This window comes from Nonomuraea sp. NPDC026600 (genome assembly GCF_040638335.1).
Lineage (GTDB): Bacteria > Actinomycetota > Actinomycetes > Streptosporangiales > Streptosporangiaceae > Nonomuraea.
The window spans coordinates 142,188-163,596 of the sequence record NZ_JBEZYD010000008.1 but is presented as its reverse complement, the minus strand read 5'-3'; the positions used below and the strand labels follow the sequence as shown (position 1 = coordinate 163,596).

The 21,409-nt window shown below is 69.6% G+C and carries 21 protein-coding genes; 12 read left to right on the top strand and 9 right to left on the bottom strand.

From position 1 onward, the window contains the following. Nucleotides 1-35: 35 nt before the first annotated feature. The 3 genes from AB0F17_RS20980 (at nt 36) to AB0F17_RS20970 (ending at nt 4,488) form a co-directional block, all read left to right on the top strand. Nucleotides 36-2,150: an ATP-dependent RecD-like DNA helicase gene (locus AB0F17_RS20980; protein ID WP_358025267.1), complete on the top strand. Its 2,115-nt coding sequence runs from the start codon at nt 36-38 to the stop codon at nt 2,148-2,150. An 89-nt stretch (nt 2,151-2,239) separates the two neighbouring features. Continuing rightward, nucleotides 2,240-3,463, top strand: coding sequence for an acyl-CoA dehydrogenase family protein (locus tag AB0F17_RS20975; RefSeq protein WP_358025265.1), 1,224 nt, complete (start codon nt 2,240-2,242; stop codon nt 3,461-3,463). A gap of 578 nt (nt 3,464-4,041) precedes the next feature. After that, nucleotides 4,042-4,488, top strand: coding sequence for a DUF2690 domain-containing protein (locus AB0F17_RS20970; RefSeq protein WP_358025263.1), 447 nt, complete (start codon nt 4,042-4,044; stop codon nt 4,486-4,488). Nucleotides 4,489-4,761: 273 nt separating this feature from the next. Here the strand turns inward: AB0F17_RS20970 and AB0F17_RS20965 are convergent, their stop codons facing one another. Both AB0F17_RS20965 and AB0F17_RS20960 read right to left on the bottom strand, forming a co-directional pair. After that, nucleotides 4,762-5,115, bottom strand: a complete 354-nt coding sequence (locus tag AB0F17_RS20965; RefSeq protein ID WP_358025261.1) for a helix-turn-helix transcriptional regulator — start codon at nt 5,113-5,115, stop codon at nt 4,762-4,764. Further along, nucleotides 5,115-5,453 (bottom strand): type II toxin-antitoxin system RelE/ParE family toxin, encoded by a 339-nt coding sequence (locus tag AB0F17_RS20960; protein ID WP_358025260.1) that lies wholly within the window; start codon nt 5,451-5,453, stop codon nt 5,115-5,117. Before AB0F17_RS20960 ends, AB0F17_RS20965 begins: the two co-directional genes overlap by 1 nt. 201 nt (nt 5,454-5,654) lie before the next feature. Here AB0F17_RS20960 and AB0F17_RS20955 point away from each other — a divergent pair, with 201 nt between their 5' ends. The 3 genes from AB0F17_RS20955 to AB0F17_RS20945 are packed head-to-tail and all read left to right on the top strand — an operon-like array spanning nt 5,655 to nt 7,438. After that, nucleotides 5,655-5,927: a hypothetical protein gene (locus AB0F17_RS20955; RefSeq protein ID WP_358025258.1), complete on the top strand. Its 273-nt coding sequence runs from the start codon at nt 5,655-5,657 to the stop codon at nt 5,925-5,927. Then, nucleotides 5,924-6,457: an NUDIX hydrolase gene (locus AB0F17_RS20950; RefSeq protein ID WP_358025257.1), complete on the top strand. Its 534-nt coding sequence runs from the start codon at nt 5,924-5,926 to the stop codon at nt 6,455-6,457. Before AB0F17_RS20955 ends, AB0F17_RS20950 begins: the two co-directional genes overlap by 4 nt. 36 nt (nt 6,458-6,493) lie before the next feature. Next, nucleotides 6,494-7,438, top strand: coding sequence for a Shedu anti-phage system protein SduA domain-containing protein (locus AB0F17_RS20945; protein ID WP_358025256.1), 945 nt, complete (start codon nt 6,494-6,496; stop codon nt 7,436-7,438). Nucleotides 7,439-7,587: 149 nt separating this feature from the next. Here the strand turns inward: AB0F17_RS20945 and AB0F17_RS20940 are convergent, their stop codons facing one another. After that, a complete protein-coding gene (locus tag AB0F17_RS20940) occupies nt 7,588-8,046 on the bottom strand; it encodes a MarR family transcriptional regulator (protein WP_358025254.1) in 459 nt (152 codons plus the stop codon). Between the two features lie 63 nt (nt 8,047-8,109). On the opposite strand from AB0F17_RS20940, the gene AB0F17_RS20935 reads away from it, so the two are divergent. Then, a complete protein-coding gene (locus AB0F17_RS20935; protein ID WP_020549970.1) occupies nt 8,110-8,478 on the top strand; it encodes a VOC family protein in 369 nt (122 codons plus the stop codon). Between the two features lie 407 nt (nt 8,479-8,885). Here AB0F17_RS20935 and AB0F17_RS20930 read toward each other — a convergent pair whose 3' ends face one another. From AB0F17_RS20930 to AB0F17_RS20910, 5 genes are read right to left on the bottom strand one after another with little or no spacing between them, the layout of a single operon-like run. Continuing rightward, on the bottom strand, nt 8,886-10,151 hold the full coding sequence (locus AB0F17_RS20930) for an ABC transporter substrate-binding protein (protein WP_358025251.1): 1,266 nt from the start codon (nt 10,149-10,151) through the stop codon (nt 8,886-8,888). Nucleotides 10,152-10,156: 5 nt separating this feature from the next. After that, entirely contained in the window at nt 10,157-11,161 is a 1,005-nt protein-coding gene (locus AB0F17_RS20925; RefSeq protein ID WP_358025249.1) for a branched-chain amino acid ABC transporter permease, read from the bottom strand. Then, nucleotides 11,158-12,039, bottom strand: coding sequence for a branched-chain amino acid ABC transporter permease (locus tag AB0F17_RS20920; protein WP_358025247.1), 882 nt, complete (start codon nt 12,037-12,039; stop codon nt 11,158-11,160). The genes AB0F17_RS20925 and AB0F17_RS20920 overlap by 4 nt, the downstream gene beginning before the upstream one ends. Nucleotides 12,040-12,041: 2 nt before the next feature. Continuing rightward, nucleotides 12,042-12,758, bottom strand: a complete 717-nt coding sequence (locus AB0F17_RS20915) for an ABC transporter ATP-binding protein (protein ID WP_358025245.1) — start codon at nt 12,756-12,758, stop codon at nt 12,042-12,044. Then, complete coding sequence (locus AB0F17_RS20910) at nt 12,751-13,512, bottom strand: ABC transporter ATP-binding protein (RefSeq protein ID WP_358025243.1); 762 nt, start codon at nt 13,510-13,512, stop codon at nt 12,751-12,753. Before AB0F17_RS20910 ends, AB0F17_RS20915 begins: the two co-directional genes overlap by 8 nt. A 182-nt stretch (nt 13,513-13,694) precedes the next feature. Between AB0F17_RS20910 and AB0F17_RS20905 the strand changes: the two genes are divergently transcribed. The 4 genes from AB0F17_RS20905 to AB0F17_RS20890 are packed head-to-tail and all read left to right on the top strand — an operon-like array spanning nt 13,695 to nt 18,215. Beyond that, nucleotides 13,695-15,092, top strand: coding sequence for a helix-turn-helix domain-containing protein (locus AB0F17_RS20905; RefSeq protein ID WP_358025241.1), 1,398 nt, complete (start codon nt 13,695-13,697; stop codon nt 15,090-15,092). Beyond that, nucleotides 15,089-16,570, top strand: a complete 1,482-nt coding sequence (locus tag AB0F17_RS20900; protein ID WP_358025239.1) for a long-chain fatty acid--CoA ligase — start codon at nt 15,089-15,091, stop codon at nt 16,568-16,570. Before AB0F17_RS20905 ends, AB0F17_RS20900 begins: the two co-directional genes overlap by 4 nt. A gap of 47 nt (nt 16,571-16,617) precedes the next feature. Further along, on the top strand, nt 16,618-17,397 hold the full coding sequence (locus AB0F17_RS20895) for an SDR family oxidoreductase (RefSeq protein ID WP_358025237.1): 780 nt from the start codon (nt 16,618-16,620) through the stop codon (nt 17,395-17,397). Continuing rightward, nucleotides 17,394-18,215, top strand: a complete 822-nt coding sequence (locus tag AB0F17_RS20890; RefSeq protein ID WP_358025235.1) for a hypothetical protein — start codon at nt 17,394-17,396, stop codon at nt 18,213-18,215. Before AB0F17_RS20895 ends, AB0F17_RS20890 begins: the two co-directional genes overlap by 4 nt. Nucleotides 18,216-18,257: 42 nt before the next feature. On the opposite strand, the gene AB0F17_RS20885 is transcribed toward AB0F17_RS20890, so the two are convergent. Beyond that, nucleotides 18,258-20,396 (bottom strand): alpha/beta hydrolase-fold protein, encoded by a 2,139-nt coding sequence (locus AB0F17_RS20885; RefSeq protein ID WP_358025233.1) that lies wholly within the window; start codon nt 20,394-20,396, stop codon nt 18,258-18,260. A gap of 193 nt (nt 20,397-20,589) precedes the next feature. On the opposite strand from AB0F17_RS20885, the gene AB0F17_RS20880 reads away from it, so the two are divergent. After that, nucleotides 20,590-21,402, top strand: coding sequence for an SAM-dependent methyltransferase (locus AB0F17_RS20880; RefSeq protein WP_358025231.1), 813 nt, complete (start codon nt 20,590-20,592; stop codon nt 21,400-21,402). Nucleotides 21,403-21,409 lie beyond the last annotated feature (7 nt).

Here is a 21,409-nt window from a genome sequence, read left to right as displayed (position 1 = left end):
GGCGGCCAGTAAGCGCGAATGATTGGATCAGTGCCGTGGAGGCCTCTGTCGAGCAGCTCGTGTACGTCCGTGAGGACGAATACACGGTTGCCCGGATGAGCGCCGAAGCCACCCCTTCCTTCGTCGCCGCCGGCCGCGCGCTGGCCGGCATTCGGCCGGGAGAGACGCTCGAGCTCACCGGCGAGTGGGGCGAGCACCCCCGCCACGGCCGGCGCTTCACGGTGACGGCGTGCGAGCGGGTCGTGCCGTCCACCACCCGGGCCATCCAGCTCTACCTGGGCTCCGGCCTGATCCGCGGCATCGGCCCGCGGCTCGCCCAGGCCATCGTCGGCCACTTCGGCGAGGCGACGCTGACCATCATCGACACCGAGCCCCAGCGGCTCACGGAGGTCGTCAACATCGGCCCGGCACGGCAGGGCCAGATCCTGGAGGCGTGGCGGGAGCAGAAGGAGATCGCCGCGCTGATGGTGGTCCTCCAGGGCTTCGGGGTCAGCCCGCTGCTCGCCGCCAAGATCTTCCAGGTCTTCGGCCGCGACTCGGCGGCCATCGTCGCCTCCGACCCCTACCAGCTCATCGGCCGGGTGCGGGGCGTCGCGTTCGGCACGGCCGACAAGATCGCCCTCCAGTCGGGGGTGCCGGAGCACAGCCCGCAGCGGATCAAGGCGGCGCTGCTCGACCGGCTGGAGAGCGCCGCCGCCAAGGGCGGCCACTGCTACCTGTCGATGACCGCGCTGCTCACCCAGACCGCCGAGCTCGTCGAGCAGGATCAGGACGTGGTGCGGCCGATGATCGACGCCCTCACGGCCGAGCGGCGGGTGGTCGTCGAGGCGGCCCCCGACCAGATCGTGGTCTACGGCAAGGAACTGCACAGCCGCGAGCTCAAGCTGGCCGAGCACGTGGACCGGTTGTGGCGCGCCCGCTCGACGCTGCCCATGCGGCCCTTCCAGGAGGACCCCACGCTGCACGACGACCAGAAGGCGGCCGTGACCATGGCGCTGACCAGCACCGTCTCGGTCCTCACCGGCGGTCCGGGCTGCGGCAAGAGCCACACGGTGCGGGTGATCGCGGCCACCGCGCGGGCGATGGGCGGCCGGGTGACGCTCGCCGCGCCCACCGGGAAGGCGGCCAAGCGCCTGTCGGAGCTCACCGGCCTGCCCGCCATGACCATCCACCGGATGCTGGCCCAGCAGCCCGACCCCGACAAGCTGTTCGACCAGACGCCCGCGCAGGCCGACCTGATCGTGGTCGACGAGGCGTCCATGCTGGACCTGCACCTGGCCACCCGGCTCACCTCGGCCATCCCGTCGGGCAGCCACCTGCTGCTCGTCGGCGACAGCGACCAGTTGCCGAGCATCGGCCCCGGCAGCGTGCTGGCCGACCTGCTGCGGGTCGAGGAGATCCCGCGCGTACGGCTCACCCACGTCTTCCGCCAGGCCGACGGCAGCGGCATCATCCAGAACGCCCACCGCATCAAGGCCGGGCGGCTGCCCGCGATCCCGGGCGGCGGCGGCTTCTGGTTCGAGGAACTCGACGACCCCGAGGCCGTGGCCGAGCGGGTCGTCCACCTGGCGACGGTGGCGATCCCCCGCAAGCAGGGCGTCGAGCCGGGCCAGGTGCAGGTGCTGTGCCCGATGCGCAAGGGCGTGGCGGGCACCGCCGAGCTCGGCCGCCGGCTCCAGGAGCGGCTCAACCCCGCGCGCGACGACCGGGCCGAGCACTGGTCGGGCGCCTCGGCCTTCCGGGTCGGCGACCGGGTCATGCCGATCCGCAACAACTACGACAAGGGCGTCTTCAACGGCGAGACGGGCACGATCACCGACATCGTCCAGGAGCAGCGGCTCGTGGAGATCGTCATCGACGACGGCGACACGGTGACCTACGGCTTCGACGAGCTCGACGACCTGACCCACGCCTACGCGATCAGCGTGCACCGCTCGCAGGGCAGCGAATATCCGTTCGTGGTCGCACCGCTCGTCGCCGAGTCCGGCGGCATCATGCTGCGCCGCAGGCTCCTCTACACCCTGGTCACGCGGGCCCGGTCGTGGGTGGTGCTGGTCGGCGAGCGCAAGGCCCTGGAGCTGGCGGTCGCCCGGCTCGGCGACCGCCGCAACACCGGCCTCACCCGGCGTCTGGCCCACCTGCTGGCCTGACACCACCCCGGCGTCCGGCCCATCTGCGAGCCTGACATCACCCGGCGTCCGGCTCATCTGCGGGCCTGACATCCCCCCGAAGGAGCACCATGGCCATCGACTTCACCCTCGCCCCCGAGCACGAGGAGATCCGCGACCGGGTCCGGGCCTTCATCCAGGGCACGGTCATCCCGGCCGTCGAGGAGGTGCCGGAGAGCGACCGCGAGGCCTACCTGCGGACCATCTTCCGGCTGCGCGAGAAGGCCAAGGCCGAAGGGCTGTGGCTGCCGCACATGCCCAAGGAGTGGGGCGGCATGGGCCTCGGCCACGTCGAGCTGGCCATGGTGCAGTCGGAGGCGGCCAAGACCCGGCTCGGACCGTGGGTGCTCAACTGCATGGCGCCCGACGAGGGCAACATGCACACGCTGCTGCACTGGGCGAGCGACGAGCAGAAGGAGAAATACCTGCGTCCCCTGCTTGAGGGGAGCAAGATGTCGTGCTTCGCGATGACCGAGCCGGAGGTCGCCGGGTCCGACCCCACGCTCATCCGCACGCGAGCGGTCAAGGACGGCGACGAGTGGGTGATCAACGGCCACAAGTGGTTCATCTCCAACGCCCGCCGGGCCGGCTTCGCCATCCTCATCGCCAAGACGGAGCTCGACCTGCCCGAAGGGGCGCGGGGCGCCAACACGGCCTTCCTCGTCGACCTGCCCTCGCCGGGCTGGAACGACATCCGCGAGGTCGAGACCATGCACGGCTCGACGGGCCACAGCGAGATCGTCATCACCGACCTGCGGGTGCCCGACAGCCAGGTGCTCGGCGGGCGCGGCAACGGTCATCGGCTCGGCCAATACCGCCTGGGCCCGGCCCGGCTGGCGCACTGCATGCGCTGGATCTCGCAGGCGGAGACGGCGCTCGACATGATGGTCGACCGCGCGCTCAACAGATACAGCCACGGCTCCCTGCTCGCCGACAAGCAGGGGGTGCAGTGGCTGATCGCCGACTCGGCCATGGAGCTCTACCAGTGCAAGCTGATGGTGCTGCACGCCGCATACAAGATCGACAAGGGCGAAGACTTCCGTACGGAGGTGTCGATGGCCAAGCACTTCGTGGCCAACAGCCTCAACCGCATCATCGACCGGGCGATCCAGGTGCACGGCGCGCTGGGGTACTCGACCGACACCCCGCTGGCGAACATGTTCCAGCACGCCCGCTGGGCCAGGTTCGCCGACGGGGCCGACGAGATCCACCAGATGCGCATCGCCGAACGGACCATCGCCGCCTACCGCGACACCGGCTCGACCAGTGCGGCCACCGGCGGTCTTCCCCTGTGATCCGCTGTCAGGGCTGAGGGCTCTTGGGGCGATGAGGGTTGCCCGCCTTTCGCCGGGCGACTCCGTGGGCGAGACAGCGAGTGCACTTCCCCCTTCTAGCCAAGCCTCCAGCCCAAGGCGTACGACCCGAAGCTGGACGCCGGCTTCCCCCCTCTTCGCGAGCAGGACGCGGCCGCGGTTGGCTTCGGCCAGGCCGCCGGCAACCTCCCACCAGATCCCCAAGGTCCCCAGGTCAGAAGCCTATCCCGCCATATCCGCCCGACTTTTCCGAGTACTACGGGGACCGCGAGGCGTGCTGCGCGGCGCGGGTGACGGAGACGTCGCCGCTGCGGGCGGCGCTCTGTAGCCGCCCCCATCGGCCTGGGCTATTTGTCCAACCGGACGTCTGGACAATGTTTGGACGGCTATCCGGCGGATGTCCGTTGCCGCCGTTCGAGGCGCCCGGCATAGTCGGAGCTGTTCTCGCCTCCCCACCTATCGGGAAATCTCCCTCCTTCCAGAGATCTTTTCTCGCGGAGAGATAAGGGCGCGAGAAATTGAGTTCGTACCCCGGGTCTCTCACAAAGGAGTCGACCGATATGAAGATCCACGTAGCAGCGGCTGCGGTGTCCGTAGCGACGATTGGGACGCTCTTGCTGACCACGGGCCCAGCGAGCGCCCACACGTACGACGGAAAGGACCCCTACAGAAGCGGGTGCGCCAACAGCAAGGTCTACACCGGGAAGAAGGCCTCGCTGAGCAACGAGATCGATGACACCCTGGGCACGATCCGGCTGTATTACTCCCGTCGCTGCGGCACCAACTGGGGCGAGGTGACGGTGCCCAAGAACGCGACCGGCCATATCACGGTCTTCACCAGCAGCAAGAACATCTCCTTCACCTACCGCGCCGGGAACGGCGGGCACCACTGGGGCGACATGGTCTACGCGCCAAGCGGCGTCTGTGCCCAGGCCACGGGCAGCGTGACGGTCGGGATCGGCCGCGTCAACAAGGGCAGCGGCACCACGGCGAAGGCCTGCGGCTGATTTGTGATCGCCGCGCTACTGCGTCAGGTATCGCTGAGCGAGCAGGTGGGCGACCGCCCAGTCCTGCATGGCGATGCCGACGGTCTTGAGCGGGTTCGATTCCCGTCACCCGCTCCAACATCGAAGGCCCAGCTCAAGAATGTGATCTAGAACTGGGCCTCTCTTCATACCCCTGGTGCCAGCTCTCGAGCAAGCCCCTCGCGGCTGAGGACCGCTCCTACGGAAGGAGCAGCGTACGCCTACGGCCTGAGTCTCGAAGTGGCCGCCTGCGACTTATGTGTTCGCGAGCTGTCGGTGATGCACCGTTAGAGGCTCGATTTCAGTGGTGTCGTCGTCGACGACGAGCTCGACGCGGAACCGAACCCCCATTGCCGCACCGAGGCGCAGCAGTGTCGCTATATCCGGAATGCCGCCACCGCCCTCGATGCGAGACAGGGCGGGTTGGGACATCCCAGAGCGCTCCGCCACGATCTTCTGGGACAAGCCTCGGCGCTTACGGATCTCACGCAGCTGGTCTCCGAGCTCTAGATCACGGCCCGCCTGCTCGTATTCGGAGTGGGGCTGCGCATCCGCTTCCATCTCGCGCAGACGCTTTGCCTTGTAAGTTTCCCAACGGCTGTGACTCATCATGCGCTCCTCTCGAACACGTGCGTGGTGGTTAGATCGTGCTCTGCCTCGCACCGCTTCTTGGCAGTGATCGCTCGGTCGATGTCGGCGGTCTGCGTCCCATCCTGTGTCTTGCGGAAGACCGTCAGGATCACGATCACCTTGTTGGATGGCTTCCAGAAGGTCAACCGCCAGGTCGTGCGGTCGAGAGCAACACGCAGCTCGTGCACACCTTCGGCATCCTTCAGCTTCTTTACGTGATCCCCATCAGGGATGCCACCAGTGACGAGGTAGTCGTCTACGTTTCGCATAACCCGCTGGTAGAGCGGAAAGGAAAGTCCGTCCAGCCAAGACTCCACCTCCGGCTCTAGGTCGATCTCCCACGAGGCATACCATCAATAGTATATGCACTCGATGGTAACTCGTGGCTGTGATGAGTACCAGGCCTGACCCCGCGTCTGCTCCTCGATCGTGGTTGTTATCCCAGATCAGCCGCTAGGCTCTTGCCCGTCTGCTTGGGCTTGGAGTTGGTCCATGTAGGCTCGCCAGCGTTGGCATTCGTGGACGGATCGGAGGAGGCGTACGGCCGTCCCGGACGGCAGCAGCACGGGCCGCCACGCCGACCACCGCGCCCGCCATACCAAGCGAACTCGCCGACCTCAGCGCCACGCCACCGCACGGATACAGCCCTACGATCGCGCGACCAGCTCCACCCGCACCGCGCCACCGCGTGCGCGCGGGGCTTCCTCGACCACCTGGCCGAGGCGCTGCGGCAGCGTGAATGGCTCTACCAGCTCACCACCGACATCACCCAGCCAAGGCCAGCCCCATGACCGAGCCCGACACCCGGCCGCTCTACGAACGCGATCCCGCCGCCTACCGCGCGCACCTGACCGAAGGCAACGCCCGCCAGGCCCGCAAGCGCGTGGGGGTAGACGCCCTCATTTGTGATGATCACGGCCGTGTGCTGCTCGTCGACCCCACCTACAAACCCAATTGGGATCTCCCCGGTGGCATGGCCGAAGCCAACGAACCACCGCTTGATGCGCTCCGCCGAGAACTGACCGAAGAACTCGACCTCCACCTCCCCGAGGACATGGCATTGGTGTGTGTGGACTGGGTGCCACCACACGGCCCATGGGACGACTCGGTGATGTTCATTTTCAACGCCGGAATCCTCACCCCCGACCAAACCGCCGCGCTACGCCTTGCCGATACCGAGTTGGGCGCGTTCGAGTTCTGCACCCCTGACCAAGCACGGAAGCGGCTCCGGCCGTACGTGTGGGCACGCCTACAAGCCGCGATCACCGCCGCTGACGCTGGCACCGTCGCATACCTGCACAACGGCCACCCCGTCAGCTAGCCTGCGCAGCGCGGGGCTCGGGCGTACGCTGCCCCCGTGACAGATGCGATTGTTCCTGCTGTGGCTGAAGATTTTCGGTTGCCCTTTATTGGGTATTTGCCGGGTTATTTGGCGGCGAGTGAGGAGACAGCGCCAGGGCGGCCAGCGCAAGAGGTCTACGACGCCGCCGTGATGGAGCAGTGGCGTTTGCTACTCGATAGCCCAGAGTCGCAGGATGAACGTTTGGTGCATGCCTTTTTGGAGCGTCACCCGTCGCTGTTGCCTGGCGCTTACAGCGTCGATGGGGATTCGGGGCATTCCGCGTTCCCTTCGGCTGTGATCACCCGGCCGAAGTTGCCCGATTTGAGCGATCGGGAACCCGACTTTATGTGGATCGCCTCCGATAGCGGGTCGCTGTATCCGATCTTGATTGAGATTGAAACTCCTCACAAGAAGTGGTTCCATGGCGACCGCGCCGAGATTCACAGCGCTTTCACCCACGCCCAAGGGCAGCTCGCCGAATGGCGCCACTGGTTCAACACCGGACACAATCGGTCAGCGTTCTTGGAGTACTACGAGATACCGCCTGACCTGGCAAGGCGGCGCCTAGAGCCCCGATACGTGCTGATCTATGGGCGACGAGGGAACTACGTAAGCTCTCGACGTCGGCAGGGGAAGCGGGCTGAACTCGCCCGCGACGGCGAACGGCTCATGTCTTTTGACCGGCTCACCCCGGCCAAAAACAGTGTTCTGTTCTCGTGCGTGCGTAAGGAACAGGACGGATATCGGGTTGCGGCGGTCCCGCCCTGCTTGACGATCATCAACAACGGCGAGCGCTACCAACCCGTTTCCGGGTGGGATCAGGCGCTAGATGACTGCCATGACATGCCCCCCGCCCGGCGGCAGTATCTCAAAGAACAACTCCACCTGCTGACCACCAACCCAGATGCCTACGTTCGCATCGATCGTGGGATGCGGGTTCGTAGACCGCAGTGGCTGTAACCCCCAACGTCGACGCTCCTCCAGGATTTCCGGCTCATCGCAGAAGAGGGCGTAGTCGGGGTCTGTCGGTTTTCGAGGTCGCCTGCACGGATTGTCATGCTCGGCTGCACTCCCATCCGGGCGCGACGAGACGTGCGCCGGGGAACGAGCTATGCACCGTCGTTGCCATGGCGCAGGGAATGGATCATGCTCTGCAGGATCCGGAACGCGCCTGACTGCTCGGTCTCGGTCATGCCGGCCAGCATTCTGACCTCGACGGACCGGACCGCTACGGTCGCCTTCTCGAGGCTCCGTCGGCCGCGAGGCGTGAGCCGCGTGGGAAGAACCTTCCCGACGGGTGCCTCCGCGGGCCTGGTCACGTAGCCCTCTCGTTCCAGGGTCTGGAGCAGCACGTTCATCGACTGCCGTGTCACGAACGCGCCCCGCGCGAGCTCGGAGTTCGACAAGCCCGGTCGTTGAGCCAGCAGCTCGAGGCAGGAGTAGTGCGTCACGCTCATCCCGAGCGGCCGCAGCACCTCCTCCATGGCCGCGCGGAGCACGCTCGACGCCTCTTTCAGCAGATAGCCCAGTGACGTCTCCAGGTCGACGCCGACACCGTTTTGACTCATGTCAGCATTCTGACATAGATTGACCTGTGTCAGAAAGCTGACATGAAAAGAAGGAGCATCATCATGCCCGCCACCGGCCCCGACTTCATCTCGCTCCAAGCGCGCGACCTCGACGCTTCGCAGGCGTTCTACGAGCAGTACCTCGGCCTCGTCCGCTCGCAGGCCGGGCCTCCGCACGCCGTCGTCTTCGAGACGAAGCCGATCGCGTTCGCACTCCGCGACGTCGTTCCCGGCACCGATCTCGCATCCGTTGCCCAGCCCGGCATCGGTGCCGCGATCTGGCTCCATGCCACAGACGTCCAGGCCATTCACGATGCTCTCGTCGCCGACGGTCACACCATCGTCTCCGCACCGATCGACGGCCCCTTCGGTCGGACATTCACCTTCGCCGACCCCGACGGCTACCAGGTCACTCTCCACGACCGCGCCTGATAGGCCAAACGCCACCGGACGCGAACACCTACGCGGCTCCGCTCTCCGCTTCCGCAACCTCACCAACCACATCGCCAGGTCCCTGCTCGAGACGACCCGGGCCTGGTCCTTCCCTTCGATGACTTGGCGGTGTTGAAGGGAACCTATGCCCGCCGTCTCACTTGCACCCGTCCCTGGACGCGACCTTGTCGTCAGCTTTGGCGCGGCTTCTTTGATACTGGGCGGTTGCCTGTTGGAGCTGGGTGGGCTCACTCCGGTTAAGGGGCCGCTTGCGTCTGGAAGGCGCCCGAGCAATTAGCGAGGACCACGCTTGTGAAGGTGGGGGCGTGGGGGGGCGCTGCCCCCCACCGGACGCAGCCCGAAGCCGACAGCGCGACAGCGCCCCCAAAGCGAAGGCCCATGCCTTTTCAGCCGATCAGCGGCCCGAACTCCTTGCGGGTGTCGATCACATCGCCGAACAGCTCCCAGCGCTCGCCCTTGAACTTCATGAGCTGCATCGACTCGATCGGGAAGCCGTCACCGGCGGCGGTGCTCATCGTCACCCCGGGCAGCAGCATGCCGACCTGCACGTTGCTCAGGCTGCGCATGGAGTCGCGCAGCCCTTCGCGCGTCGGGCACTTCGCGGCCGACATCGTCTTGTCGAAGGCGTCGGCCACCGCCCAGCCGTAGGCGAAGAACGGCACGTCCGGGTCGACGCCCGGGGCGTACTGCTGCATCTTCGCCCTGTAGAGCTTCATCTCGGCGTCGTCGGTCCAGGCCGGGTCCCTGGGGTCCTTGTAGTAGGAGGAGGACACCACGCCCTGCACGTTCTCGAACCCGACGGGCTTGAGCACGGTGATCGAGGCGGAGACGTTGTTGAGGATGTGCAGGGGGTTCCAGGCGGTGTTCTTGGCGTCGGCGGCCAGCGCCTGGGAGCCGAACTTGGGCGTCGTCACGTTGAGGAACACGTCCGCCTTGGAGCCGGCCAGGTTGCGCATCTGGGGGTCCACGCTCGGGTCGGTGACCTCGTAGCTCTGCTCGCCGACGACCGTGATCCCGCTGCCCTCGATGGCCCGCTTGAACCCGCCGAGCAGGTCCTTGCCGAAGTCGTCGTTCTGGTAGAGCACCGCGACCTTGGCGTTGGGCTTGTCCTGCTTGAGGTACTTGGCGTAGATGCGGGCCTCGGAGACGTAGTTGGGCTGCCAGCCGATGGTCCACGGGTGCTGCGTGTCGGTGCCCCACTTCGAGGCGCCGGTCGCGACGAAGATCTGTGGCACCTTGTGCTGGTTGGTGTAGTCCCAGGTCGCCGTCGTCGAAGGCGTGCCCAGCGTCTGGAACAGCGCGAACACCTGCTCCTGCTCGACGAGCCGGCGGGCCTCCTCGACCGCCTTGGGCGGCTGGTAGCCGTCGTCGCGGACCACGAACTCGACCTTGCGCCCGCCGATGCCGTTCTTCTCGGCGTTGACGTAGTCGAAGTACGCCTTGATGCCCTTGGGGATGTCGCCGTAGGCGGAGGCGGGTCCCGACAGCGGGTAGATGCCGCCGAGTTTGAGGCTCTTGTCGGTGATGCCGGTCGTCTGCTGGCCCTGGCACGGTCCCGACGCCGTCGTGCCCGGCTCGGTCCCGCCCCGCCCTCCGCAGGCCGCCACCGCGACCAGGAGCATCGCCGTACAGCCGATAACAGATACGCGCATGCCTGTTACTCCTTCCGGAGGGTCTTCTTGATCGAGTACGCCGCGCGGCCCGCCAGCCCGGCCAGGCCGGTCGGGGCGACGTACATGACCGCGATGATGAGCAGGCCGAAGACGACGCCGGGCGCGGCGTCGTTGACGCTCTGGGAGATGCTCGGCACGAACATCACGAACAGCCCGCCCAGCAGCGGCCCCCAGAACGAGCCGAGACCGCCCACGACGAGGCCCGCCAGCAGTGTGATCGAGAGCGTTACGCCGAACGAGTCCGGCGAGACGTACCCGATCACCCAGGTGTAGACGCAGCCCGCGATGCCGGCGAGCATCGCGCTCCAGGCGAAGGAGAGCGTCTTGTAGAACGACAGCCGCACGCCCATGACCTCGGCCGCCGCCTGGTTGTCCCGGATGGCGTGCAGCGCCCGGCCGACCCGTGAGCGCAGCAGGCTGCGGGTCACCAGGAACGCCACGACGGCCACCGTCAGCGTGAGGAAGTACAGCCACTGGTCCTCGGCCAGCCCCGTCCACGCGGGCGGCTCCGGCTTGGCGAGCGTCAGCCCCATGGAACCGCCGGTGACCGACTCGAACCGTTTGAGCAGCGGCCCCAGGAAGATCGCGATGGCCATCGTCACCAGGGCCAGATAGAGGCCGCGCAGCCGGACGGCGGGCACGCCGAACGCCAGCCCCAGCATGAACGTCACCGCGGCGGCGACCGGCAGCGTGACCGGGTAGGGCGCGTCCCAGCTGTGCAGCATGATGGCCGCGCTGTAGGCGCCGACCGCGAAGAAGGCGCCGTGACCGAGGGAGATCTGGCCCGCGTGCCCGACGAGCAGGTTCAGCCCGAGCAGCGCCACCGCGTAGATCAGCACCATGGTGAACTGGAAGACCCGGAACGGCACCAGTTGGAAGGGCGCGTAGCAGGCCAGCACGACCAGCGCCGCGATGACGATCCACCGCCAGTTCACCGGGACCCGCCACCGCCGGGCGAGCCGTCCGGTCGCCTCCGCCGACTCGCTCATACCCGCTCCACCACCGCTCGGCCGAACAGGCCCCGGGGTCGCAGCAGCAGGACGACGAGGATGATGACCAACGGCACCCCGATCTTGAGATCCGATCCGATGAAGCCGACGTACGCCCCGGCGAGCGTCTCGGCCACGCCGACGATCAGGCCGCCCACGACCGCGCCCACCGGGCTGTCGAACCCGCCGAGCGTCGCCGCCGCGAACGCGTAGATGAGGACCCCGCCCATCAGGTTGGGGTCCAGGAAGAGCAGCGGCGCCACCAGGACGCCGGACACCGCGCCCACCGTGGCGGCCAGCCCCCAGCCGAGCGCGAGCGTCCAGCCCACCCGGATGCCGACGAGCCGGGCGGACTGCGGGCTGGACGCCACCGCGCGCATGCCCAGCCCGATCTTGGTGTGCTGGAAGAGCAGGTACAGCAGGCCCATGACCACGCCGACCACGCCGAGGATGCCCAGCGTCGAGTACCCCACGCTGACACCCCCGGCCGTGACCGCGCCTTCGGGGAACGGGTTGGGGAAGTCCTTGATGAGGAACGACCAGATCCACCCGGCGGCGGCGTTCACGAAGATGAACAGCCCGACGGTGACGATCACCACGGTCAGCTCCGGAGCGCCTTCGACCGGCCGGATGATCACCCGCTCGATGAGCATGCCGCCCGCGAACGACACCACCAGCGTGATGACCAGCGCCAGCCAGAACGGCAGGCCGGCGGCCGTGAACTGCCAGGCGAGGTAGGTGGAGAACATCGCCAGCTCGCCCTGGGCGAAGTTGACGATGCCGGTGAACTGGTAGATCAGCACCAGGGCCAGAGCCAGGCTGGCGTAGATGGCGCCCGCGCCGAGTCCCTCGACGACCTGCTGCAGGAAGCCGGTCATGGCTAGACCCGGTATCCGAGGTAGGACTGGGCGACCTGCTCGTCCGCCCTGATCTGCTCGGCCGTGCCCGACAGCACGATCCGGCCGGTCTCCAGGACATGCGCCTGCTGGGCGATGCCGAGGGCGAGATGGGCGTTCTGCTCGACGACGACCACGGTGGTCCGCTCCTGTTCGTTTATCGCCCGCACGATGCGGAACAGTTCCCGGGTGATCAGCGGGGCCAGGCCCAGGGACGGCTCGTCCAGCAGGAGCAGCCGGGGGCGCAGCATGAGCGCCCGGCCGATGGCCAGCATCTGCTGCTCGCCGCCGCTGAGGCTGCCCGCCGCCTGCCGCAGCCTGGACTTCAGCGCCGGGAAGTAGGTGTAGATGCGGTCGAGGTCGGCGTCCACGCCGGTCCTGCGCCGCCGTACGTACGCGCCCAGGCGGAGGTTCTCCTCGACGGTGAGCGGCATGAACGTGCCGCGCCCCTCCGGCACGTGGGCGACGCCGCGCCGGGCGATCGCGTCCGGCGACCGGCCGGTCAGCTCGGTCCCGCCGAGCCGGACGCTGCCGCGCCCGCGCACCATGCCGGACAGCGCCCGCAGCAGGGTCGTCTTGCCGGCTCCGTTCGGCCCGAGAATCGCGCAGATCTCCCCAGGGGCCACGGTGAAGCTCAGCTCGTGCAGCACCCGGGCGTCTCCATACCCGGCGACCAGGTCTGTGACCGACAGTTCACTCATGCGCCGTCCCCAGGTACGCCTCGATGACCCCGGGATCGCGCTGGACCTCGGCCGGGGCGCCTTCGGCGATCTTGCGGCCGAAGTCCAGGCAGACGATCCGGTCGCAGATCCCCATGACGAAGCCCATGTGGTGCTCGACCACGACCATCGTCAGGTCGTACTCGTCGCGGACCGCGCGCAGGACGCCGGAGAACTCCTCCACCTCCGCCGAGCTGAGCCCGTTCACCGGCTCGTCGAGCAGCAGCAGCTCCGGGCGGCCGACCAGCGCCCTGGCCAGCTCCACCCGCTTGAGCGTGCCGAACGGCAGCCCGGCGGCCGGGTGGTCGGCGACCTCGGTCAGCGTGAGCCGGTCGAGCACCGCGTCGGCCTCGGCACGCAGTCTGGCCTCCTCGCGGCGCACGCCGGGCAGGCGCAGGCCCGCGGTGACGAAGCCGGCCCGGCCGCGGTGGTGCGCGCCGACCAGCGTGTTGTCGCGGACCGACAGGCGCGGGAACAGGCCGAGGTTCTGGAAGGTCCGCGCGATGCCCAGAGCCGCGATCGCGTGCGGTGGTACGGCGAGCAGGTCCCGCCCCTCGTACGCGACCCGGCCCGCGTCGGCGTCGTGGCGGCGGGTCAGGCAGTTGAACAGCGTGGTCTTGCCCGCGCCGTTCGGCCCGATGAGCCCCACCATCTCGCCGCGCCGCACGGAGAAGCCCACACCGTCGAGCGCCGTGATGCCTCCGAAGCGGACCGTGAGCTCGCTGACCTCCAGCATCCGGCCTCCTGCTGACGGCGAGCGGAGAGCAATGTTCTGAAAGCGTAGGAGCCACCGCTCCGAAACCACATTGGGCACGGTCACCCAAGATGTGTCCTGGCTGTTGTCCGCCGGGCACAGGGTGTGTCTCGGACCGGTTACGACCCGTTGACCGCCCGGCGAAGTACATGGATCATCCCGACATGTCCGGTGGTTTCAGCACGGAAACGCTCACCGGTTCGGAGACGGTCCGCGTCCAGCGCACGCGTATCCTCTCCGAGCTTCTCGATCACCTAGCCGAACTGGCCGACACAGCCGTCCAGACGATGCGGGCCGAGATCCCCGCCTACGCGGCCCAGGACGAGAACTTCCTCGCCGACGTACGCGACCAAGTGGTCCGCCACTACCGCAGCACGCTGGCCGTGATGCTCGAAGACCGCACGGTCACGCTCGACGACATCGCCTTCGCGCGCCGGGCCGCCATGCGGCGGGCCAGGGCCGGGCTCGCCCTGACCGACTACATCAACGCCTTCCGCGTCGGCCAGCAGGTCTTCTGGGGGTCGGTGCTGGAGCGGGCCGGCCACTCGGCCGCCGGCCACGAGGCCGCGCTCTCGCTGGCGGCCCCGATCATGCGCTTCTGCGACTTCGCCAGTACGCACGCGGCCAACGCGTACATGGAGTTCCAGCACTACGCCGCGGCGGACGCCGTACGCGAGAGCCGGGACCTGCTGGAGACCCTGCTGGCCGGCGGCGCCCCCACGCGTAGCAGGCAGCTCGCCGCGGCCCAGGCGTACGGACTGGCGCCCGACACCCGCGCGCCGCTGCTCGTGGTGGTCGCGGTCCTGCTCGGGCCGCGCGCGCTCGGCGCCGTGACCGGCGGGAACCCGGTCACCACGGGCCCCGACCGAGGCGTCGACGCGCGGCACGTGACCTGCGCGGCCATCTCCAGGGCCGGGGCGAACGGCGCGCGGACGCTGTCGGTCGTACGGCAGTCGGAGATCGTCGCCATCCCCGCGCTCGGCCCCGGCGGCGATCCCGAGGAGCTGTGCGACCGGCTGCAGGCCGTGCGCGTGAACCTCATGAGCGAGGGGATCGTGCTGGCCATGGGCATCAGCACGGTCGTCGCCGGGACGGCCGGCATCCCGCGAGCCTACGACGAGGCGCGGAGCGTGCTGGAGTTCCTGCCGGAGGACGGCGGGGTGGCCGCGCTGCCGAGGCTCTCGCCGTTCCAGTACCTGGCGATGAGAGCCGACGACACCGCCCGCCATCTGGTGGATCCACGGATCACCGCGCTCCTGTCGGAGGACCGGGCGCGCGGCGGCGTGCTCACCGCCACCATCCGCGCCTTCGCCGCCGCCGACCTGAACCTGCGCGCCTCCGCCGAGCGGCTGCAGATCCACCCCAACACCGCCCAATACCGCCTGCGCCGCATCCAGGAGCGCACCGGGCGCAGCCTGCGCCGGATCAGCGACCTGCTCGATCTGCTCGTGGCGATCGCCCTGCACGACTCACTGCCGCCCACCACCAATCACGGGCGGCAAAGACTGGCCACCGCGACCGATGAGAGGCGAGGGAGCGCCGACGTACGGTCGTTTCCATGAACCTCGCTGACCGGCTCCACACCGCCGCCGATCGGCTCGGCGGGAGGACGGTTGTCACGCTCGACGAAGAGGCGCTCACCTATGGCGCGCTCGACCTGTTGAGCGCCCGCGTCGCCGCGCTGCTGCGGCGGCGCGGGATCGGCGCGGGCGACCGGGTGGCGGTCATGCTGCCGAACGTCCCCGAGTTCGCCGTCGTCTATTACGGGGTGCTGCGGATCGGGGCGGTGGTCGTCCCGCTCGATCCGCTGCTGCGCAGGCGGGAGATCGCCGCGTACGTCGGTGACTGCGGACCCTGCCTGCTGATCGCCTGGCACGCCTTCGCGGAGACCGCCGAGGCGGGCACCGCGGGGACCCTGACCGACTGCTTCTTCGTCGTCCCCGGCGAGTTCCAGCGGCTGCTGCGCGGCCTGGCGGCCGACCTCGACGTCACCCCGCGCGCGGACGGCGAGACGGCGGTCATCCACTACACCTCCGGCACGACCGGCCGGGCCAAGGGCATCGAACTGACCCACGGCAACCTCGGCGGCAACGCCGCGGCCGTCGCCCGCATGCACGCGCTCGGAGTGGACGACGTCGTGCTCGGGGCGCTGCCGCTCTACCACGCGTTCGGGCAGACCTGCTCGCTCAACGCCACCGTCCAGGCCGGCGCGCGCCTCACGCTGCTGCGGCGCTTCGAGGCGGGCCGGGCGCTGGAGGTCATCCGGCGGGACGGCGTCACGGTCTTCCAGGGCGTGCCGACCATGTACATCGCGCTGCTCGACCATCCGGGCGCCTCCGACTTGTCGCTGCTGCGCATCCTGGTCTCCGGCGGGGCGGCGCTCCCGCTCGACGTGCTGCGGGCCTTTCAGAGGCGGTTCGGCTGCTCGATCATGGAGGGGTACGGGCTCAGCGAGACCTCGCCCGTCGCCTCGTCCAACCGCGGCCGCCACGGCACCAGGCCCGGGTCGATCGGCCGGCCGATCAAGGACGTCGAGATGAAGGTGGTCGACGAGGACGACGGCGACGTGCCGACCGGCCACATCGGCGAGATCGTCATCCGGGGTCCCAACGTGATGAAGGGCTACTGGAACAACCCGGCCGCCACGGCGGAGGCGATCCGCGACGGCTGGTTCCACACCGGCGACCTCGGGCGGGTCGACGACGACGGGTTCTTCTTCCTGGTCGACCGCCGCCGCGACGTGATCATCCGCGGTGGCTACACGGTGTACCCGCGCGAGGTGGAAGAGGTCCTGTACGAGCATCCGGCCGTCCGGCAGGCCGCGGTCATCGGGGTCCCGCACCCGGAGCTCGGGGAGGAGATCGCGGCCGTGGTGGCGTTGCGCGCGCCGGTCGAGGCCGACGAGTTGCGGGCCTTCGTCAAGGAGCGGGTGGCCGCCTACAAGTACCCCCGGCACGTCTCGTTCGCCGACGAGTTGCCCATGAGCCCCACGGGCAAGATCCTCAAACGCGCCATCGGCACGTTGACGCGCCACCGGTAGTAGAACTACGTTCTGGATACCGGCTGGTCGGTTAGGAAGGTGTCTTCATGCGGGTGCGGGACAAAGTCGTCGTCGTCACAGGCGCGGCGAGTGGGATCGGCCGCGCCATGGCGCTCAGGTTCGCCGCGGAGGGCGCGTCCGGAGTGGTCGTCGCCGACCTCGACGAGGCGGGCGCGGCCGGGGTGGCCAAGGAGATCGGCGACCGGGCCGTGGCGGTGCGGGCCGACGTGTCGGTGGAGGCCGAGGTGGCCGCGCTGACCGAGACGCCCTTCGGGCCGCCTGACCTGTTCTGCTCCAACGCGGGCGTCATCGCCGGGCGCGGGCTGGACGCCACCGCCCAGGACTGGAGCAGCCTGTGGGCGGTCAACGTACAGGCGCACGTGTACGCCGCGCGGGCGGTCGTGCCCCTCATGGTCTCGCGGGGCAGCGGCTACCTGCTCAACACCTGCTCGGCGGCTGGGCTGATCAGCTGCCCCGGCGACGCCCCCTACGCCGTGACCAAGGCGGCGGCCATCGCCTTCGCCGAGTGGGTCTCGATCCACTACGCACCCAAGGGCGTCAAGGTCAGCGTGCTGTGCCCGCAGGGCGTACGGACGGCCATGCTGGAGCGCGGCGTCGCTGAGGACCACCTGACGGCCCGCGCGGTCGGCGCGTCCGGGGCGATACTCGACCCGGCCGACGTGGCCACCGCGGTGGTCGAGGGACTGGCGGCGGAGCGCTTCCACATCTTCCCGCACCCCGAGGTGGCCGACTTCGCCCGCCGGAAAGCCGACGACCCCGACCGGTGGCTGGCTGGGATGTCCAGGTTCGTGGAGTCGCTGTCATGAAGGCGGCACGGCAGGCCTGGCGGCGCCTGGAGCCGGTGCACGGCATGATCTACTTCGTCCCCGAGGGCCGGAAGCGGTACGCCGCGCTGGGGCTGGGTGGCCGGGCCGGTTACTTCGCCTCGCGCTCGGCGGCGCTCGGCCGCGCCTCCGCCGAGCTGGTCATCGCGACCTTCTACAACTTCCACCCGTCCCTCGTACGGCGGGCGCTGCCCGCCGCGTGGGACCAGGCGACGCCCGAGCAGCTCCTGGCCGCGCGGTACGAGGCGGCCGGTGAAGCGCTGCGCCGGGCGGGCATCCATGAGCTGCCCGAGCTGGACGCGGTTCTCGCGCTGGCGCGGCGCGCCGCCGAGGCGGCCTGCGAGCACCCGCAGGGGCGCCCGCTGTTCGCCGCCCACGCCGCGCTGGCCTGGCCGGACGATCCGCTGCTCCAGCTGTGGCACGCGCAGACGCTGCTGCGTGAGTTCCGCGGCGACGGGCACATCGGCATGCTGCTCACCGAAGGCGTCGGCCCGCTGGACGCGCTCGTACTGCACGCCGGCACCGGGGAGGTCCCGACTCCCTTCCTCAAGCTGAGCCGGGCCTGGCCGGAGCCGGAGTGGGCGGCCGCCGAGGAGCGTCTGCGCGAACGCGGCCTCCTCGACGGCGACCTGCTCAGCGCCGAGGGCAAGGCGCTGCGCCAGCACATCGAGGACCGCACCGACGCGCTGGCCCTGCCCGCGTACTCGGCGCTGGGCGAGGAGGGCTGCGAACGCCTGGCCGAACTGGCCCGCCCCTTCGGCCGCGCGATCGTCGACGCAGGCCTCCTCAAACCGGGCTGACCTTCGTCGGCGCGCGCCTCTCCAAGCGCGCGCCAGGCGGGGTCAGTCCTTCGTGGTGGGCAGGCCGGTGGACGGGTCGATCGTGGTGGTGAAGACGTCGCCGTTGCCCAGGGCCGCGCCGCCGGTCGGTGTGCCGTAGGTCAGGCCCGAGACGGCGACCTGGCCCGACGGGGTGGCGGCGGCGTACAGGTTGACCTCGGCGAAGGGGTCGACGCCGTCGTCGCGGGCGGTGCCGAGCTGGGCGGCGGCCTGCTGCTTGCCCTTGCCGTCGAGCCGGACCGTCAGGACGTCGGCCGCGCCAGCGACCACGCCCACCCGGCCCCGGGTGTAGCCGGCCAGCGAGACCGCGCCCCCGGGCAGCGGCACCACCGCGGCGCCCTCGTCGGCGGCCGGGGTGGCGACCGTGGCCTGCCAGCGCTGCTTGCCCGTGCCCGTGTACGCCGCCGCGACCAGGTCGCCGCCGACGCGCCCGGTGGCGACCGCGAGGCCCGCCGTGGTGACGGCCACCGCGTTCAGCCGGTCGTCACCGGCGCCGCCCACCGAGGTGGCCCACTGCCGGGCGCCGTTCAGGTCGTAGCCGGCGAGCCAGCCGTCGAGCCCGCCGAGCGCGGTCGTCCCCGGCAGGGCCGCGGTGGCGCTGCCCGTCACGTAGAGGTTCGTCCCGTCCGAGGCCACGCCGTACGCCTTGTCCTCCCCCACCCCGCCGTACTGGCGGACCCAGGAGACCGCGCCGTCGGCGGAGAGGCGGGCGACCAGCGCGTCCTTGTCCCCGCTGTTGGTCCCGTCGAGCGCGCCCTTGGTGTATCCGGCCACGTAGGCGCCGCCGTCAGGGGCGGCGGACAGGCCGTAGAGGCGGTCGGCCACGCCGGGCGCGCCGAACTGGGTGAGCCAGCGCACCTCGCCCTTCGCGTCGAGCCGGACCACGAACGCGTCGTCCGTGGCGTTGCCCGCGTGGCGGCCGTCCAGGTCGCCCTTGGTGTAACCGGCCGCGAGCACGCCGCCGTCGGGCAGCGCCGCGACACCGTACAACCGCTCGTCGGCGGCGGTGCCGAGCTGCCTGGTCCAGCCGTCCGCCCCGCCATGGACCAGCACCGCGTCGAGGCGTCCCGCGTACGGCTGACCGCCGACGGGCCCGCTCGCCGCGAACCCGGTGGTCAGCGAGCCGTCGGCGTGGGCCGCGACGCCACCGGCCCAGTCCTGGGCGGCCGTGCCGGACAGCGGCGCGGGCAGCCCGGCCGGCGGCGTGACACTCAGCGCCGGGCCCAGCTCGGCCATCGCCTGCTCGAACGCGGGCGTCCAGACGGTCCAGTCGTGGCCGCCGTCGAGGACGCGGAGCTGCGCCGAGACCGCGGGCGACCGCCTGGCCGCGTTGTAGAGGGCGGCGGACTCGAAGTCGAGGTCGTGATGGGCGTCGGCCGGGTCGGGGTTGGCGTACTCGTCGTCGCCGACGGCCACGAACAGCCGCACGGGCAGGTCCTGGTCCAGCTTGGGGAGCAGGGCGGGGTAGTTCAGCTCCTGGTACACACTGTCGGCGAACTTCTCGCCGTCCTGGCCGTAGGCGCCGTAGTCGCGGGCGGAGGAGTCGGACGGCGGCAGCGGCGTGTAGACGGCCGGGCTGAGCACGATGGCGCTGCCGAACAGGTCCTGGTGGGCCAGCGCGAAGCGCAGCGCGCCCGAGCCGCCCATGCTGTAGCCGCCGACCATGCGGGCCTGGCGGATGGCCGCCGTACGGTACGTCGCGTCCACGTGGCCGACCAGGTCGCGGGTCAACGCGGTCTCGACCGGCCGTCCGGGCAGGTCGGAGCCGGTGTAGCGGGAATCCACGTACCAGCTCCCGCGCTCGCTCCACGGCGCGTCGGGCATGACCGCGATGAGCGGCGGGATCCGGCGTGTCCTGATCATCGCGTCGAGCGTGTCCTTGACGCGGGTCCACGCCTGCATGGTGTCGCCCCGGCCGTGCAACAGGTACAGCACCGGATAGCGGTCGGCGCCCTTGGCGTACCCGTACGGCAGGTAGAGGTTGTAGGCGATGCTCTCCCCCAGCGCCGCCGAGGGCGCGGACGCCGCGGTGATCGTCCCGGCCCGGCCCGCGTGCACGCGCGCCTCTCCCGGTACGGCCAGCAGGACGACGAGGGCGAGGGACACGAGCGCACCGACGCCGCTCCATCGAGGTAAGGGCATCGGTCTGCTCCCCGTAAACGTTTACAGAATATCTGTCCAGTGGTGCAGGAGAGTGTCCTGGTGCCCGTTGATCGGTGTCAAGTATGACGACAAACGATCACATGTCGTGATTTCTACATCCGGCGCCCCTGATGGGCTTTAGGCTCTGAGCCGACAAGAACTTTCCTCTGCTACGACGATCCGGGGGCGCCTGATGACCGAGGACGCGAACGACGACGTGATGGAACAGCTCAGCCGCATAGACACCTCGGTGGCCCATCCGGCCCGCGTCTTCGACTACTGGCTGGGCGGCAAGGACCACTACGCCGCCGACCGCGAGATGGGCGAGCAGATCCTCGAGGTCATGCCGGAACTGGCCGTCATCGCCCGCGCCGAGCGGGAGTTCCTGGCCCGCGTGGTGCGGCATCTGGTCGCCGAGGCGGGCGTGCGCCAGTTCCTCGACATCGGCACCGGCATCCCGTCGGCCGACAACACCCACGAGGTGGCCCAGGCCGCCGCGCCCGACGCGCGCATCGTGTACGTCGACAACGACCCGATCGTCCTCGCCCACGCCCGCGCCCTGCTGCGCGGCACCCCCGAGGGCTCGACCATGTACATCGACGCCGACCTGCGCGACCCCGGAACGATCCTGCGACAGGCGGCCGAGTCGCTGGACTTCACCCGGCCGGTCGGGCTCATGCTGCTGGGCGTGCTGGAGTTCGTGCCCGACGACGAGCAGGCGTACACGGTCGTCGCCGAGCTGATGGAGGCACTCCCCTCGGGCAGCCACCTGACCGTCGCCTCCAGCGTGAGCACCCCGGACATGGACCGCGCCGCGGCCATCTGGAACGAGAGCGGCGCCACGCCCATCACGATCCGCACCCCCGAACAGCTCATGGGGTTCTACAAAGGGATGGACCTGGTCGAGCCGGGCATGGTGTCGCTGCCGAAGTGGCGCCCCGAACCGACCACCCAGTACGCCGGCCAAGAGGTGTCGCAGTACGGCGCCGTCGGCCGCAAGCCCTGACACACCG